This is a genomic window from Atopobacter phocae ATCC BAA-285, assembly GCF_000526675.1.
Classification (GTDB): domain Bacteria; phylum Bacillota; class Bacilli; order Lactobacillales; family Aerococcaceae; genus Atopobacter; species Atopobacter phocae.
Genome location: NZ_JAGN01000011.1, coordinates 1 through 12,964 on the forward strand (window position 1 = coordinate 1; position 12,964 = coordinate 12,964).

Below are 12,964 nucleotides of genomic sequence, written 5' to 3' on the forward strand. Positions count from 1 at the left end.
GGTCAAGAGAATCAAGATCAAAAGAATCAACCAAAACCAGAAACAAACGGTCAAGAGAATCAAGATCAAAAGAATCAACCAAAACCAGAAACAAATGATCAAGAGAGTCAAGGTCAAAAGGATCAGCCAAAACTAGAAACAAATGATCAAGAGAATCAAGGTCAAAAGGATCAGCCAGAACCAAAAACAGACGACCAAGAGAATCAAGGTCAAAAGGATCAACCAAAACTAGAAACAAATGATCAAGAGAATCAAGGTCAAAAGGATCAAGAAAATCAAAAACCAAAATTAGATGGTCTAAATAATGCGCCGCAAACTGAAAAAGATAAGAAGAAAGCGGAAGAAAATCAAGCAAAAGATAATCAAGCAAATATGCCATCAAACCAAGCAAATAAACAAAATAAAGGCACTAAATTACCTCAAACAGGTGAAATAGTGATTTTTGAAACAGCTACAATAGCAGTGTATTTAGGTTTAGGATTAGCAGTTCCTGCTTTTATGCGCAAAGAAAATGAATAAAAACGTAAGTTTATTATTTGGTGATAAGATAAAATGATAAACAAATGATTAATCCCTCTTTATTATTAGTGGAACAGGCTAATAATAGGAGGGATTTTTGTGTAGAGCAATGGTTTAAAATCAGTGTGCAGTCGCTTTTTTTGAACAATTAGGCCCTTGTTTTAATTTGTTCGATAAGTATATTATGGTAAGATATGGATAAATTAATTTATAGTAAACGAATTTTTATAGCTAGGAGAATCTTATGGGAAAGAAAAAACAAAAAAATAATGATAAGACGAATGTCATGCGCATTTTAGATCAACATCATTTAGTATACGAACATTATCAAGTAAGTCCCACGACTGATTTAGCAGATATTACGAATGGTGTCACAATGGCACGCCTAATGAATCAAAATCCAGATCATGTGTTTAAAACATTAGTAACAATTGGAAAGTCTAAGCAACATTACGTTTTTATGATTCCTGTAGCAGCGGAATTAGATTTGAAAAAGGCAGCAACAGCAGTAGGTGAGAAGAGTATCGCAATGATTAAAGCAAAAGAGCTAGAACCACTAACAGGTTATGTTCATGGAGGATGTTCACCCATTGGTATGAAAAAAATATTTGAAACAGTCATTGATGAAACCGCTGAGTTGTATGACACAATTATTTTTAGCGCAGGTAAAGTAGGTTACCAAGTAGAAATGAGTTTAGACACTTTAAAACAAGTTGTACCAGTTAAAATGAATAATCTTACTTTCGAACAATTATAAGTTGCATATGGACTATCGATTATCTTATAATAAATTTAATAATAATTAGGAGAATGATAATGCGCAAAAATATTAATCGATTCGAAAAAATGGTTAGCTATATAATGGACATCATGCTAGGTTTTCTAGTGTTAGTAGTACTTGTTGTAATGGCAGAAGCAATTTATGATATTACTTTACATGTTGTACCATTACCATCAATGGATCATGTTGAAGTGCTGATTGAAGAAATTGCCACATTATTTATTTTGCTAGAAATTGTTTTAATGTTAGTAAGGTATGTTAAAGAAGGACATCATATTCCGGTTCGTTACCTTATTTTGATTAGTATTACGGCTATTTTAAGGGAACTACTATTAGAACATGGTGGAGGATTGGAAACGGTATTTTTATCCATATCCATTTTAGTATTAGTCTTCGTATTATTTGTTTTAGAGAAATTAAAAGCCTTTCATGGGCGAGATAGTGTGGATGATTTTTAATTAACCGTACGATATAGCAAATAAAACTCCTTATTCGATAGAGAATCTTCTAACGAGTAAGGAGTTTTTTGATAAAAAAGTTAATCTTTTGTTTCGTTAAGATAATGGATAAATTGTGTTAAGGATGAATGATTGGTTTGTCGATAGACATAATGCATTTCACGAAATAATTCAAAATCATTGATTTCGATAGGTTTAATGGTTGTTGCTATATTCTCATTGTCTAATAGCATTTGAGAGACGATTGAAATGCCCATACCGTGAGTGACATACTGAACGATACTATTTTGATTATCAATTTCGACAATGTGTTTGAAAGATAAGGATAAATCGTGTGCGTGGATTTGATCAACTAAATACTTAAATAACGATGATTCTTTGCTTTTTATAATCATGATTTCATCCGTACATTCATTTAAAGAGATGCTACTTTTCTTAGAAAAAGGATGATGAGGTGGTGCAATTAAAACGAGCGAATCTTTTTTGTAAGGTTGACCAGTATAACGTTGTGAATCGTATTTAATATAATTAGAAATAAAGGCAATATCAATTTCTTTATGATGAAGCTTTTTTAATATTTCTTTAGAGGAATTGATTGTTATTTTAATGTCAGTATCTGGATGTTGATTTTTGTATTCGCTGACGATACTAGGGATAACACAACTTCCAAATAAAAAAGTTGTACCAATTCTTAGCTTCTTTTTCACTTTATTTTTATATTCAGATAATGAATGTAAGCTATCATTATATTGCTTCAAAATATTGATGGCATAAGGTTGGAATAATTCTCCTTCAGCAGTTAGTTGGACTGTTTTTTTTCTTCGCTCAAATAGCTTACTGCCTAGTTCTTTTTCCATACTTTTAATGTGTTTTGAAATGGTAGATTGAGTGGTGTATTTCATAATGGCCACTTCACTAAAATTCTTATGTTCACAAAGTAAAACAAATGATTCAATTTTTTCGATATCCATATAATTTCCTTTCGTCTACTATTCCAATATGGAATAACTTGGCGCTAAAAATGAATTGATTGGAATACTTAATCTTCATATACTTTACTTATGACAAGCTGTAATGTCAAATACAATCAAAATTGGGGGAGAACAATTTGGAAACAGCAAATTTAAAAGAGGGAAAAGCGAGTGTTTTTACTCGTAAGGAAATATTCAGCATCATCTTAGCGATTGTTGCTTTTTTTGCGTTATTTTTTATGCCAAATCCTGCGGGGTTGACAATGGTAGCACAAAAGAGTTTAGCTGTATTTGTTTTTGCATTAATCATGTGGATTGGTAAACCGATTCCGATTCATTTAACATCTATTATTGTCGTTTTATTATTACCATTAATCGGTGCCGTAGAAGATCAAGAGGTTGCTTTTGGTACACTAGGCTTCGATATTATTTGGTTGATGGTGTCAGCATTTGTATTAACATCAGCAATGAGTGAAACGAACTTAGGAAAGCGGATTGCTTTGAATTTATTAACTCGTTTTGGGAAAACGCCTACACACACATTATCGATTTTAATTGTTGTTAATATCGTGTTAGCATTCTTTGTTCCATCGACAACAGCACGTGCATCTTTATTAGTACCAATTGTTTTAGTGCTATTAGAAGTGTATAAAGCAACACCAGGCTCAAGCAACTTTGGTAAATTAGTAACGTTACAAGGGGTTCAAACGAATGCCTATGCGACATCTATGGTTTTAACAGCAACTTCTGCACAAGTTTTAGCTTTAGGATTTATTAATCAACAAACAGGTGCAAATGTGGGGTATATGACTTGGTTATTAGGTTCTATGCCACAAGCTATTATTACAGCAGTCGTGACATTACTAATTGGTATGAAATTATTTAACTTCAAAAAAGAAATACCAACAGGAGATCAAGCAAAACGAATTTCAGATATTTTGAAAAAACAATTAGAAGACTTAGGACAATTTTCAATTCGTGAAAAGAAAGCAGCATTTATATTCTTTATTACACTATTTTTATGGGCAACTGGTGATTACCATGAAGCTATTATGGGATTTGAAATTAGTACAGAACAAACGGCCGTAATTGCGATGTTACTATGTTTCTTACCAGGTATTGGTATTTTAAAATGGAAAGAAGCTAATATTAAATGGGATTTAATGATTTTCTCTGCAGGGGCATATGCAGCAGGTAACGCCTTAAATGATTCTGGTGGAGCAAGTTATTTAATCGATCATTTAGTAAAATCAATTGGTTTGAACCATTTAAATCAAAGCTTAGTTGCTGTTATTTTAATCGTTATTACAGTATTCAGTCATCTTATCTTTACAAGTAAAACAGTTCGTACAACCATTTTAATTCCAGCGATTATCTCGTTAGCACAATCATTACAAATGGATGCAGCGATGTTAGCATTAGCTTGCTCATTTGGTATTGCGTACACAATAACGTTACCACCTCATTCAAAAGTAAATACACTATATTTTGGTACAGGTTATTTTACTGTATGGGATGAATTAAAATACGGATTAATTAGTTGTGCGGTTGGATCATTAGCAATATCATTAGTCTACTTCTTATGGCTACCAATTATTATGTAATTTAGGCAAAGATAGAGGAGAAATAATATGAAAAAAAAAGTGATTGTAGCAATTGCAGATGGTATCGGTGACCTACCTGTTAAAGACTTAGGTCATTTAACGCCTTTAGAATATGCAGATACACCTAACTTAGATCGAATTGCTAAAGAAGGTATAACAGGAATGATGGATCCTATCTCACCTGGTATACCAGTGGGAACAGATATGGGCCATTTAGTATTGTTCGGTAATGATCATCATTTATATCCTGGAAGAGGACCGATAGAAGCAGCGGGAGAACAAATGGATATCCAATACGGTGATATTGCTTTTCGTTGTAATTTTGCGACACGAATTGAAGGTAATATTGTTAAAGATCGACGGGCAGGACGTATTCGTAAAGGAACGAATGAATTAGCACAAGTTTTGAATGGGACAGTTATTGAAGACGTTACTGTGATGTTTAAGGAAGCGACTGAGCATCGGGCGGTTCTCGTTTTACGTGGAGAAGGCTTAAGTGCAAATGTAAGTGATACAGATCCAAAAGCGCCAAATGATGGCCATCCATTTAAATTAGCACAACCAACAGATGATACACCAGAAGCAGAAAAAACGGCACGCATATTGAATAAAGTATTAGAGGTTGCTTACGAAAGATTTAAAGAACATCCGGTCAATATCGAACGGGAAGAAAACGGTGAGCTACCAGCAAACTTTATTATTACACGTGGTGCAGGTCAAATGACTGATTTCAAAAAAATTACAGAGGAATTGAAATTTAATGGAGCTGTTGTAGCGGGTGAGTCAACTGTTTTAGGAATGGCGAAGTTATCAGGAATGACGCCTATTTCAAACGAACGCTTTACAGGGAATATGGATACAGATATTATTTTAAAAGCGGATATGGCATTAAAAGCACTTGAAGAGAATGATATCGTCTATGTTCACTTGAAAGTGCCAGATATTCAAGGACATGATAAAAAACCGCTAAAAAAAGCAGAAGCCATTGAACGCTTTGATCAAATGGTTGGTCATTTGTTAAATCATATTGATGAAATGACATATATTGCCTTAGTGGCTGATCATTCAACACCATGTTCAATAGGTGAACATAGTGGAGATCCAGTTCCAATTGCTATTGCAGGTTATAACATGCGTCGTGATAAAAATGAACAGTACAATGAAACGGATTGTTCTATGGGCGGATTAGGACGCATATCAGGTCATGACTTTGTATGGACCTTATTAGATTTACTTGAACGTGTTCCAAAACAAGGGAACTAAATATTATAAATATCCATAAATAATAAAAAGAGCTTTTCCAATGAGTGAATGTTTCTCTATCAATTAGACAGAGAAACGTTCAGAGGAGAAGCTCTTTTTGTTATAAGTATTTCAATAATTTATCTGCAGTGGTAAAACGATAGCCTTGTTGAATCAAGTATTGAATAACAGATTCTAAGCTATCTGCACTCTCAGCGTGCACATCATGCATTAAAATGACGGGATGATTTTGGTGAGCCGTCTGAATTTTAACTTGTTCTAAGATAGCAGCAGGGTTATGTGATTTCCAATCTTCTGTATCGACGTTCCAAAGAGCCATTTTATGTGGGATAGCAGCAGTTACTTTACTGTCAAACGCGCCATAAGGTGGTCGAAGAATGGTTGTTCGTTTACCACTTATTTTTTCGATTAAATCATCTGTGTCGTTAACCTCTTTTCTAATGGCATCAGGAGAAAGTGTGGTTAAGTCTGGATGATAGTAGGTATGATTAGCGATAAGATGTCCTTCTTCAGCAACACGCTTAGCCACGTCAGGATAGTTGGCAATCATTCGGCCAACCATGAAGAAGGTTCCTTTAATTTTATATTTTTTCAAAGTATCTAGAATACGAATCGTACTCGTATCATTGGGTCCATCATCAAATGTTAAAGCAGCTACTTTATCACTTGAATCATTATTGGATAAAGCGTCTTTATCTAATTCAAACAATTTGTCAAAAACAATCGCCATTTTGGGTTGATAAACTTGACGAATTTTTTCACTTTTAATTTGATCGAATGTATCGCTAATTTGGGCTAATTGTTCAGCTGAAGGGTCATTGGTTATTTTGTCTTTTGGTACATATTGATTTAACTCGGCTTTCAATGAAAATAACGAATCAGCTTGTTCTTTTGCTTGATCAAAGGCTTGTTGGGCAATTATCTTAAACGAATCCTTAGGTAAGTTCTTTAAGTGTTTTTCATAAGCGGTAATATCTGTTTCGTCTGATAAATCATTAATAATTAATTGATCGGCTTGAAGTTCTTGTACAGGATGTGTAACTTGTTCAAAAATTTTGTTCATATCATCAAGGACGGTTTGTTTTTGTTTCGCTTGTTCAGCCGTTTGAGTCAGCTGAGCCCATTGTTTTTCAACTGTTTGTTTTTCTTGTTTTAAAGGAGCATAGCCAAACGTCCAAGCTCGATTTAACCGTTTATTTTCTTTTGAAATATCTTTTTCAAGTGCTTCAATTTGTTCCATTGAACTGGTATCAGCTAAAAAATCAGGATGTGTCTGATCATATAAATGTCTAACGCGCGTTTTTAAAGTAGGAAGAGATGTTTTACTCGCTTCAATGGTTTGGTGAGTTTGATAACCACTCCACAACATACCGAGTAAAATAACTGCAAAAAAGATGAATAAAATACTGAGCGACGTGTTTGTCCGTAATTTTTCATGTAGAGATCGCGACGACATGATGTACCTTCTTTCTTTTAATATTAATAATTATTACAAATTAGTATTAGTTATGTTTCATTCTAACAATAAATTGCTTCTCAATACAACCCTTTAAGTGAATTATGAGGAAGGAATTAATAAAAGGTAAAGCGAAAGATTGGAACAGAAAAAAGATTGGTGTATAATGATACTAACGATTACAACTGTAAACGTAATGACCTAACTTAAAAACACCAGAAGGGAGGCGTTTTATGTATGAATTAACCGATGCAGAGTGGCAAGTGATGCGCGTATTATGGAGTCAACCCAATCAAACAGCCCAACAGATTCATCAGGCTTTGCAAACGAGCAATGATTGGACTTTAAGTACGCTAAAGACGATATTGTTTCGCTTAAAAGGAAAAGGATTGATTCATTATAAGCGACAAGGACGTGCATTTTGTTATGCCAGTTGTCTAAGTGAACAAGTGGCAATTGAACATGCGTTTGAAACTTTATTAGAGCGAAGTTGTGAACGTAAACACATTGATTGGATGACGTTTCTCTTAAAGAAAGCTGCTTTGTCCAAACATCATATTGAATTATTACAACAAGTATTAGATGAAAGAAAAATAAATGCCCCTCAAACGATTGAATGTAATTGTCCGAAAGGTCAATGTATATGTCACTCAAATGAAATTTAAATGGATAGGAGAGATTTTAAATGAAACAAAGACAATATCAAATAGCAGGGATGAATTGTAAACATTGTGTAGTGCGTGTAGAACAAGCAGTGGCATCGATTACAGGTGTTTCTCAAGTACATGTAGAGTTAGAACCGGGTCGTTTGGAGTTGTTAGCGGATGAAGGCATCGTCAGTGATCAATTAATTCAAGATGCTGTTTCGAATGCAGGATATCAAGCAAAACCTATGCAATAGAGTTATAAATGAAAGAGGAGCGAATAAAGATGACGAAGCGTCAATTTAAAATTGAAGGAATGACTTGTGCGCACTGTGCGAATCATGTCCAATCGGTGGTTCAAACTTTACCGGGTGTGGAGCGAGCAGCAGTAAACTTGACTACCGAGCGGCTCACTTTAGTTTCAGATACATCCGATATTAGCAATGAGGCCATATCGGATGCAGTATCTCATGCCGGTTATACAGCGACTCCCATTTTAAGTGTGATTGAACAGCAGAAAATGGATCAACAACAAAAGGAACGTCAATTAAAACAGCAAAAAAATGTACTCATCATAATGGGCAGTCTGACATTCCTTTTAATAGCAATTGCAATGGGGCCGATGGTGGGCTTACCTTTACCAAGTATCATCTCCCCAATGAGGCACCCTTTGATATTTGCGGTAGTTCAATTGATTTTGACGCTTCCTGTCATGTGGCTCGGTCGTTTGTTTTATCAACGCGGTCTTCCACTTCTATTAAAAGGGCATCCTAATATGGATACGTTAATTGCATTGGGTACATTAGCTGCATTTGGATATGGTCTGTTTTCGATTGCTAAAATAGGCTTAGGCGACGAGAGTTATGTTCACCATTTATATTTTGAATCAGTTGCAGCAATTATTACATTTGTGAAACTCGGAAAATTTATGGAATTAATGGCAAAAAACAGAACAACAAACGCTATCCAACGCTTAATAAATTTAACGCCTGATGAAGCGAATCGTTTATTGCCTAATGGTGAAGTAGAACGCGTTTTAATTGAAGAAGTTGAGCTGGGCGATATTATTGTAGTGAAACCAGGAGAACAAATTCCAGTGGATGGTCAAATCATTCGGGGGACAACTTCTGTGGATGAATCGCTAATGACAGGAGAAAGTTTTCCTGTGAAAAAAGAAGAAGAGTCAAAAGTGCTCAACGGTACATTGAACTTAAATGGATTTATTGAAATTGAAACGACAGCACTTGATCGAGATAGTGTCTTGCATCAAATGATCCAACTCGTTGAAGATGCTCAAGGTGATAAAGCACCAATCGCACAATTAGCCGATAAAATTTCATCCTACTTTGTACCAGCAGTCATGATATTAGCGATAGGAAGTGCGCTAGGTTGGCATATTTTTGGTGGTTTTGATTGGGAAATGACGTTACGAATTTTCGTGTCAGTCTTGATCATTGCGTGTCCTTGTGCCTTAGGTTTAGCAACACCAACTGCTGTCATGGTAGGAACTGGGATGGCGGCAGAAGCGGGTATGCTAATTAAGTCGAGTGAAGCATTGGAAGCCGCTCAGACTATTGATACGGTAGTGTTTGACAAAACAGGGACGTTAACCATTGGACAACCCGTAGTAACCAATATTCATGTAATACATGATGAATGGACAACGGATAAGTTGTTAAAGCAAGTAGCCTCTCTAGAACAAAAAAGTGAACATCCTTTGGCACAAGCTATTGTTTCAAGTGCCCAATCAGCTATTCTGTCCTTTTATCCGGTTGATCAATTCGAAGTAATTGTAGGACAAGGAATAAAAGGAAAGAGTGAAGGCACAACTTATTTAGTAGGGAATGAACGATTATTAACTGCACATCAAGTATCCGTCCATTCTGTAAAAGAAATGGCTGAAACATATCAATCGGAGGGGAAAACGGCTGTTTATGTAGCAACAACGTCAGAACTAATCGGAATAATAGCAGTGGCGGACGCAGTGAAAGAATCAAGCGTTACAGCGGTGAAGCAGTTACGTGAGCAAGGAATCGATGTGATTATGCTAACAGGTGATCAGCCTCGTACGGCCCAAGCCATTGCACAAACAGTGGGAATCACTCAGGTCATTAGTGGTGTATTGCCACAAAATAAAGCAGAAGAAATCGAAAAATTACAAAAGATGGGTAAGCGAGTAGCGATGGTAGGAGATGGCATTAACGATGCTCCCGCTCTGGCAACGAGTGATGTTGGTTTAGCAATTGGCAATGGAACGGATATTGCAATTGATTCAGCGGATATCGTTTTAATGCATAGTGATGTACTTGATGTTCCTCGAGTGATTCATTTAAGTCGAGCAACCTTGAATAAAATTAAACAAAATTTATTTTGGGCATTCGCCTATAATACATTACTCATTCCAATTGCAATGGGCGGTTTATATATCATTGGTGGGCCATTACTTAATCCGATGTTGGCTGGCTTAGCGATGAGTCTATCCAGTGTATCATTAATTGTGAATGCGTTGTTATTGAAACGTCATAAATTTTAAAAAGTCGAACGAATAAGTATAGAACGTCTAGTCTCTTTTACTTATTCGTTTTTTTGTGCCTACTTTCTTTAGTTATGATGTGTTTTGTAGTATGATAAATAAGAAAAACAAAATATAGTGGTTTATTTATGTAAAAACCACTATATTTTGTGTTTTTTACAGTTATTAGGAGGGATAGCATGCTAGTCGTTTATATGTCGTTAACCGGACAAACACGAAAATTCGTACAAAAATTACCGTACGAAACGCTGGAAATTACATTAGCCAATGCGTTTGATTTAGAAGTTCATCAGCCATATATTATCGTCGCACCCACTTATGACGTCGAAGCCACTGACATTTTAAATGATTTTATAGAAACAGGAAATAATCAAGCCTATTTAAAGGGCGTATGTGGAAGTGGTAATTTAAACTTTAATGATCTTTATTGTTTTACGGCTAAGGATTTAGCGCGGGATTATCATGTGCCGTTATTACATTGCTTTGAGTTCCAAGGAAACGAAAAAGATGTAGAAATTGTGAAAGAGAAGGTGAATGAAATTGGATAAACCAAAACCAGTTGTACAAACGAGTGAAGTAACATACTTTGCTTTAAATAATGAATTGAATCGTCCAGTCAATAATAAAATTCCATTAGAAAAAGATGCAGAAGCGGTTCGGGCTTTTTTCTTAGAACATGTTAATCCAAACACTGTATTTTTCTATACTTTAGATGAAAAATTGGATTATTTAGTGGAACATGATTATTTAGAAACGGTTTTTTTATCTAAATATTCTAGAGAGTTTATTAAAGATTTAATGCAACAAACATATAATAAGAAGTTTCGTTTTCGTTCATTTATGTCTGCTTTTAAATTTTATCGACAATATGCTATGCGGACAAATGATGGAGAACGCTATTTAGAACGTTACGAAGACCGAATTGTTTTTAATGCGCTCTTTTTAGCGGATGGCAATGAACAATTAGCGATTACGTTAGCGGATGAAATGATTAATCAACGCTATCAACCAGCGACACCAACGTTCTTAAATGCCGGACGTAAACGTCGTGGTGAATTAGTCTCATGTTTCTTAATCCAAGTAACGGATGATATGAATTCCATTGGTCGTGCCATTAATTCAGCGCTTCAATTATCTCGGATTGGTGGTGGAGTGGGAGTTAACTTGTCGAATATACGAGCAGCAGGTGACCCCATTAAAAAAATTGAAAATGCCTCAAGTGGAGTTGTACCTATTATGAAGTTACTAGAGGATAGTTTTAGCTACTCCAATCAGCTAGGGCAAAGAAATGGAGCTGGAGCGGTTTATTTAAATGTATTCCATCCGGATATTGTTTCGTTCTTATCAACCAAAAAAGAAAATGCGGATGAAAAAATTCGGGTTAAAACATTGTCACTCGGCTTAGTCGTTCCAGATAAATTTTATGAATTAACTAAACGTGATGATGTGATGTACTTATTTAGTCCGTATGATGTAGAACGTATTTATGGGAAGCCATTTGCATATATTGATATCACAAAAGAATATGATAATCTCGTGAATAATAAAAATATTCGCAAATCAAAAATTCGTGCACGTGATTTAGAAAACGAAATTTCTAAATTGCAACAAGAATCAGGCTATCCTTATGTTATTAATATTGATACGGCGAATCGCTCGAATCCAATTAATGGAACGATTACGATGAGTAATTTATGTAGTGAAATTTTACAAGTACAAGAACCATCGATTATTAATGATGATCAATCGTATGAAGTGATGGGGACGGACATTAGTTGTAACTTAGGCTCAACAAATATTGTTAATATGATGGATTCACCGAATTTAGAACAATCAATTGATGCGGCAGTTAGAGCTTTAACTTACGTGACAGACCACTCTAACATTGAAGCAGTTCCGACTGTTCGCAATGGGAATGCTAAGGCTCATACGATTGGGCTAGGAGCAATGGGGTTACACACCTTTTTAGCTTTAAATAAAATGCATTATGGCTCTCCAGAATCAATTGAATTTACTGATTTATATTTCCGATTATTAAATTATTATACGTTGAAAGCCAGTCACCAATTGGCTAAAGAACGTAACAAAACGTTTGATGGATTTGAGCAATCGACTTATGCGACAGGAGAGTATTTTGATTCATACATAAACGAAACAGTTACTTTTAAACATGAACAGGTCGCTGATATTTTTGAATCAAGAGGCATTCAAATTCCACAACCAGAAGATTGGGCAGTGTTAAAAGAAGCGATTCAACAAGATGGGCTATATCATCAATATCGATTAGCCGTCGCACCGACTGGCTCAATTAGTTACGTGAATGAAACAAGTGCGAGCTTGCACCCAATCACTCGTTTAATTGAAGAGCGTCAAGAAAAGAAAACGGGTAAGACGTATTATCCAGCACCACGTTTATCGAATGAGACGTTACCTTATTACACGAGTGCTTATGAATTAGATATGCGAAAAGTAATCGATGTCTATGCAGCGGCACAACGTCATATCGATCAAGGAATGAGTTTAACCTTATTTATGCGAAGCGATTTGCCGTTAGGCCTATATGAATGGAAAGATGGACGAACAAGTAAAATGACGACACGTGACTTGAACATTTTACGCCATTACGCTTGGAATAAAGGGATTAAATCCATTTATTACGTTCGAACATTTACAGATGATGAAGAAGAAATTGGATCAAACGCTTGTGCAAGTTGTTCCATCTAATTTAAAAGGAG

11 protein-coding genes and 1 pseudogene are annotated in these 12,964 nt (G+C 35.3%); 10 read left to right on the top strand and 2 right to left on the bottom strand.

All coding sequences use genetic code 11. The features are described 5' to 3' along the window. The 3 genes and pseudogenes from L866_RS09555 to L866_RS0103030 form a co-directional block, all read left to right on the top strand. Positions 1-519 (top strand): annotated as a pseudogene (locus tag L866_RS09555) (hypothetical protein); the annotation flags it as partial. Positions 520-763: 244 nt separating this feature from the next. Next, positions 764-1,276 (top strand): aminoacyl-tRNA deacylase, encoded by a 513-nt coding sequence (locus L866_RS0103025; protein WP_025729041.1) that lies wholly within the window; start codon positions 764-766, stop codon positions 1,274-1,276. A gap of 59 nt (positions 1,277-1,335) precedes the next feature. Further along, the gene (locus L866_RS0103030) at positions 1,336-1,758 is read left to right on the top strand and encodes a phosphate-starvation-inducible protein PsiE (protein WP_025729043.1); all 423 of its coding nucleotides are present in this window, start codon (positions 1,336-1,338) and stop codon (positions 1,756-1,758) included. Positions 1,759-1,838: 80 nt separating this feature from the next. Here L866_RS0103030 and L866_RS0103035 read toward each other — a convergent pair whose 3' ends face one another. Continuing rightward, a complete protein-coding gene (locus L866_RS0103035; RefSeq protein WP_025729044.1) occupies positions 1,839-2,729 on the bottom strand; it encodes a LysR family transcriptional regulator in 891 nt (296 codons plus the stop codon). A gap of 137 nt (positions 2,730-2,866) precedes the next feature. Here L866_RS0103035 and L866_RS0103040 point away from each other — a divergent pair, with 137 nt between their 5' ends. Continuing rightward, positions 2,867-4,333: an SLC13 family permease gene (locus L866_RS0103040; RefSeq protein ID WP_025729046.1), complete on the top strand. Its 1,467-nt coding sequence runs from the start codon at positions 2,867-2,869 to the stop codon at positions 4,331-4,333. Between the two features lie 27 nt (positions 4,334-4,360). Next, positions 4,361-5,596 carry a 2,3-bisphosphoglycerate-independent phosphoglycerate mutase gene (apgM, locus tag L866_RS0103045; protein ID WP_025729048.1) on the top strand — a complete coding sequence of 412 codons (1,236 nt, stop codon included), beginning with the start codon at positions 4,361-4,363 and terminating at the stop codon, positions 5,594-5,596. Between the two features lie 100 nt (positions 5,597-5,696). Here apgM and L866_RS09015 read toward each other — a convergent pair whose 3' ends face one another. After that, a complete protein-coding gene (locus L866_RS09015; protein WP_025729050.1) occupies positions 5,697-7,052 on the bottom strand; it encodes a polysaccharide deacetylase family protein in 1,356 nt (451 codons plus the stop codon). A gap of 233 nt (positions 7,053-7,285) precedes the next feature. On the opposite strand from L866_RS09015, the gene L866_RS0103055 reads away from it, so the two are divergent. The 5 genes from L866_RS0103055 to nrdE all read left to right on the top strand — a co-directional run bounded on the left by L866_RS0103055 (position 7,286) and on the right by nrdE (position 12,953). Beyond that, the gene (locus L866_RS0103055) at positions 7,286-7,717 is read left to right on the top strand and encodes a CopY/TcrY family copper transport repressor (RefSeq protein ID WP_025729052.1); all 432 of its coding nucleotides are present in this window, start codon (positions 7,286-7,288) and stop codon (positions 7,715-7,717) included. A gap of 20 nt (positions 7,718-7,737) precedes the next feature. Then, positions 7,738-7,953, top strand: a complete 216-nt coding sequence (locus L866_RS0103060) for a heavy-metal-associated domain-containing protein (RefSeq protein WP_025729054.1) — start codon at positions 7,738-7,740, stop codon at positions 7,951-7,953. A gap of 29 nt (positions 7,954-7,982) precedes the next feature. Beyond that, the gene (locus L866_RS0103065; protein ID WP_025729056.1) at positions 7,983-10,229 is read left to right on the top strand and encodes a heavy metal translocating P-type ATPase; all 2,247 of its coding nucleotides are present in this window, start codon (positions 7,983-7,985) and stop codon (positions 10,227-10,229) included. Between the two features lie 179 nt (positions 10,230-10,408). Next, a complete protein-coding gene (gene nrdI, locus L866_RS0103070) occupies positions 10,409-10,777 on the top strand; it encodes a class Ib ribonucleoside-diphosphate reductase assembly flavoprotein NrdI (protein ID WP_025729058.1) in 369 nt (122 codons plus the stop codon). Continuing rightward, a complete protein-coding gene (gene nrdE / locus L866_RS08455) occupies positions 10,764-12,953 on the top strand; it encodes a class 1b ribonucleoside-diphosphate reductase subunit alpha (protein ID WP_035446056.1) in 2,190 nt (729 codons plus the stop codon). The genes nrdI and nrdE overlap by 14 nt, the downstream gene beginning before the upstream one ends. The last annotated feature ends 11 nt before the right edge of the window (positions 12,954-12,964 follow it).

Coding starts and splice junctions, on each gene's coding strand:
- L866_RS0103055 (WP_025729052.1), top strand. CDS start 7,286: ATGTATGAATTAACCGATGCAGAGTGGCAAGTGATGCGCGTATTATGG.
- nrdE (WP_035446056.1), top strand. CDS start 10,764: ATGAAATTGGATAAACCAAAACCAGTTGTACAAACGAGTGAAGTAACA.
- nrdI (WP_025729058.1), top strand. CDS start 10,409: ATGCTAGTCGTTTATATGTCGTTAACCGGACAAACACGAAAATTCGTA.
- L866_RS09015 (WP_025729050.1), bottom strand. CDS start 7,052: ATGTCGTCGCGATCTCTACATGAAAAATTACGGACAAACACGTCGCTC.
- L866_RS0103065 (WP_025729056.1), top strand. CDS start 7,983: ATGACGAAGCGTCAATTTAAAATTGAAGGAATGACTTGTGCGCACTGT.
- L866_RS0103035 (WP_025729044.1), bottom strand. CDS start 2,729: ATGGATATCGAAAAAATTGAATCATTTGTTTTACTTTGTGAACATAAG.
- L866_RS0103025 (WP_025729041.1), top strand. CDS start 764: ATGGGAAAGAAAAAACAAAAAAATAATGATAAGACGAATGTCATGCGC.
- L866_RS0103030 (WP_025729043.1), top strand. CDS start 1,336: ATGCGCAAAAATATTAATCGATTCGAAAAAATGGTTAGCTATATAATG.
- L866_RS0103060 (WP_025729054.1), top strand. CDS start 7,738: ATGAAACAAAGACAATATCAAATAGCAGGGATGAATTGTAAACATTGT.
- apgM (WP_025729048.1), top strand. CDS start 4,361: ATGAAAAAAAAAGTGATTGTAGCAATTGCAGATGGTATCGGTGACCTA.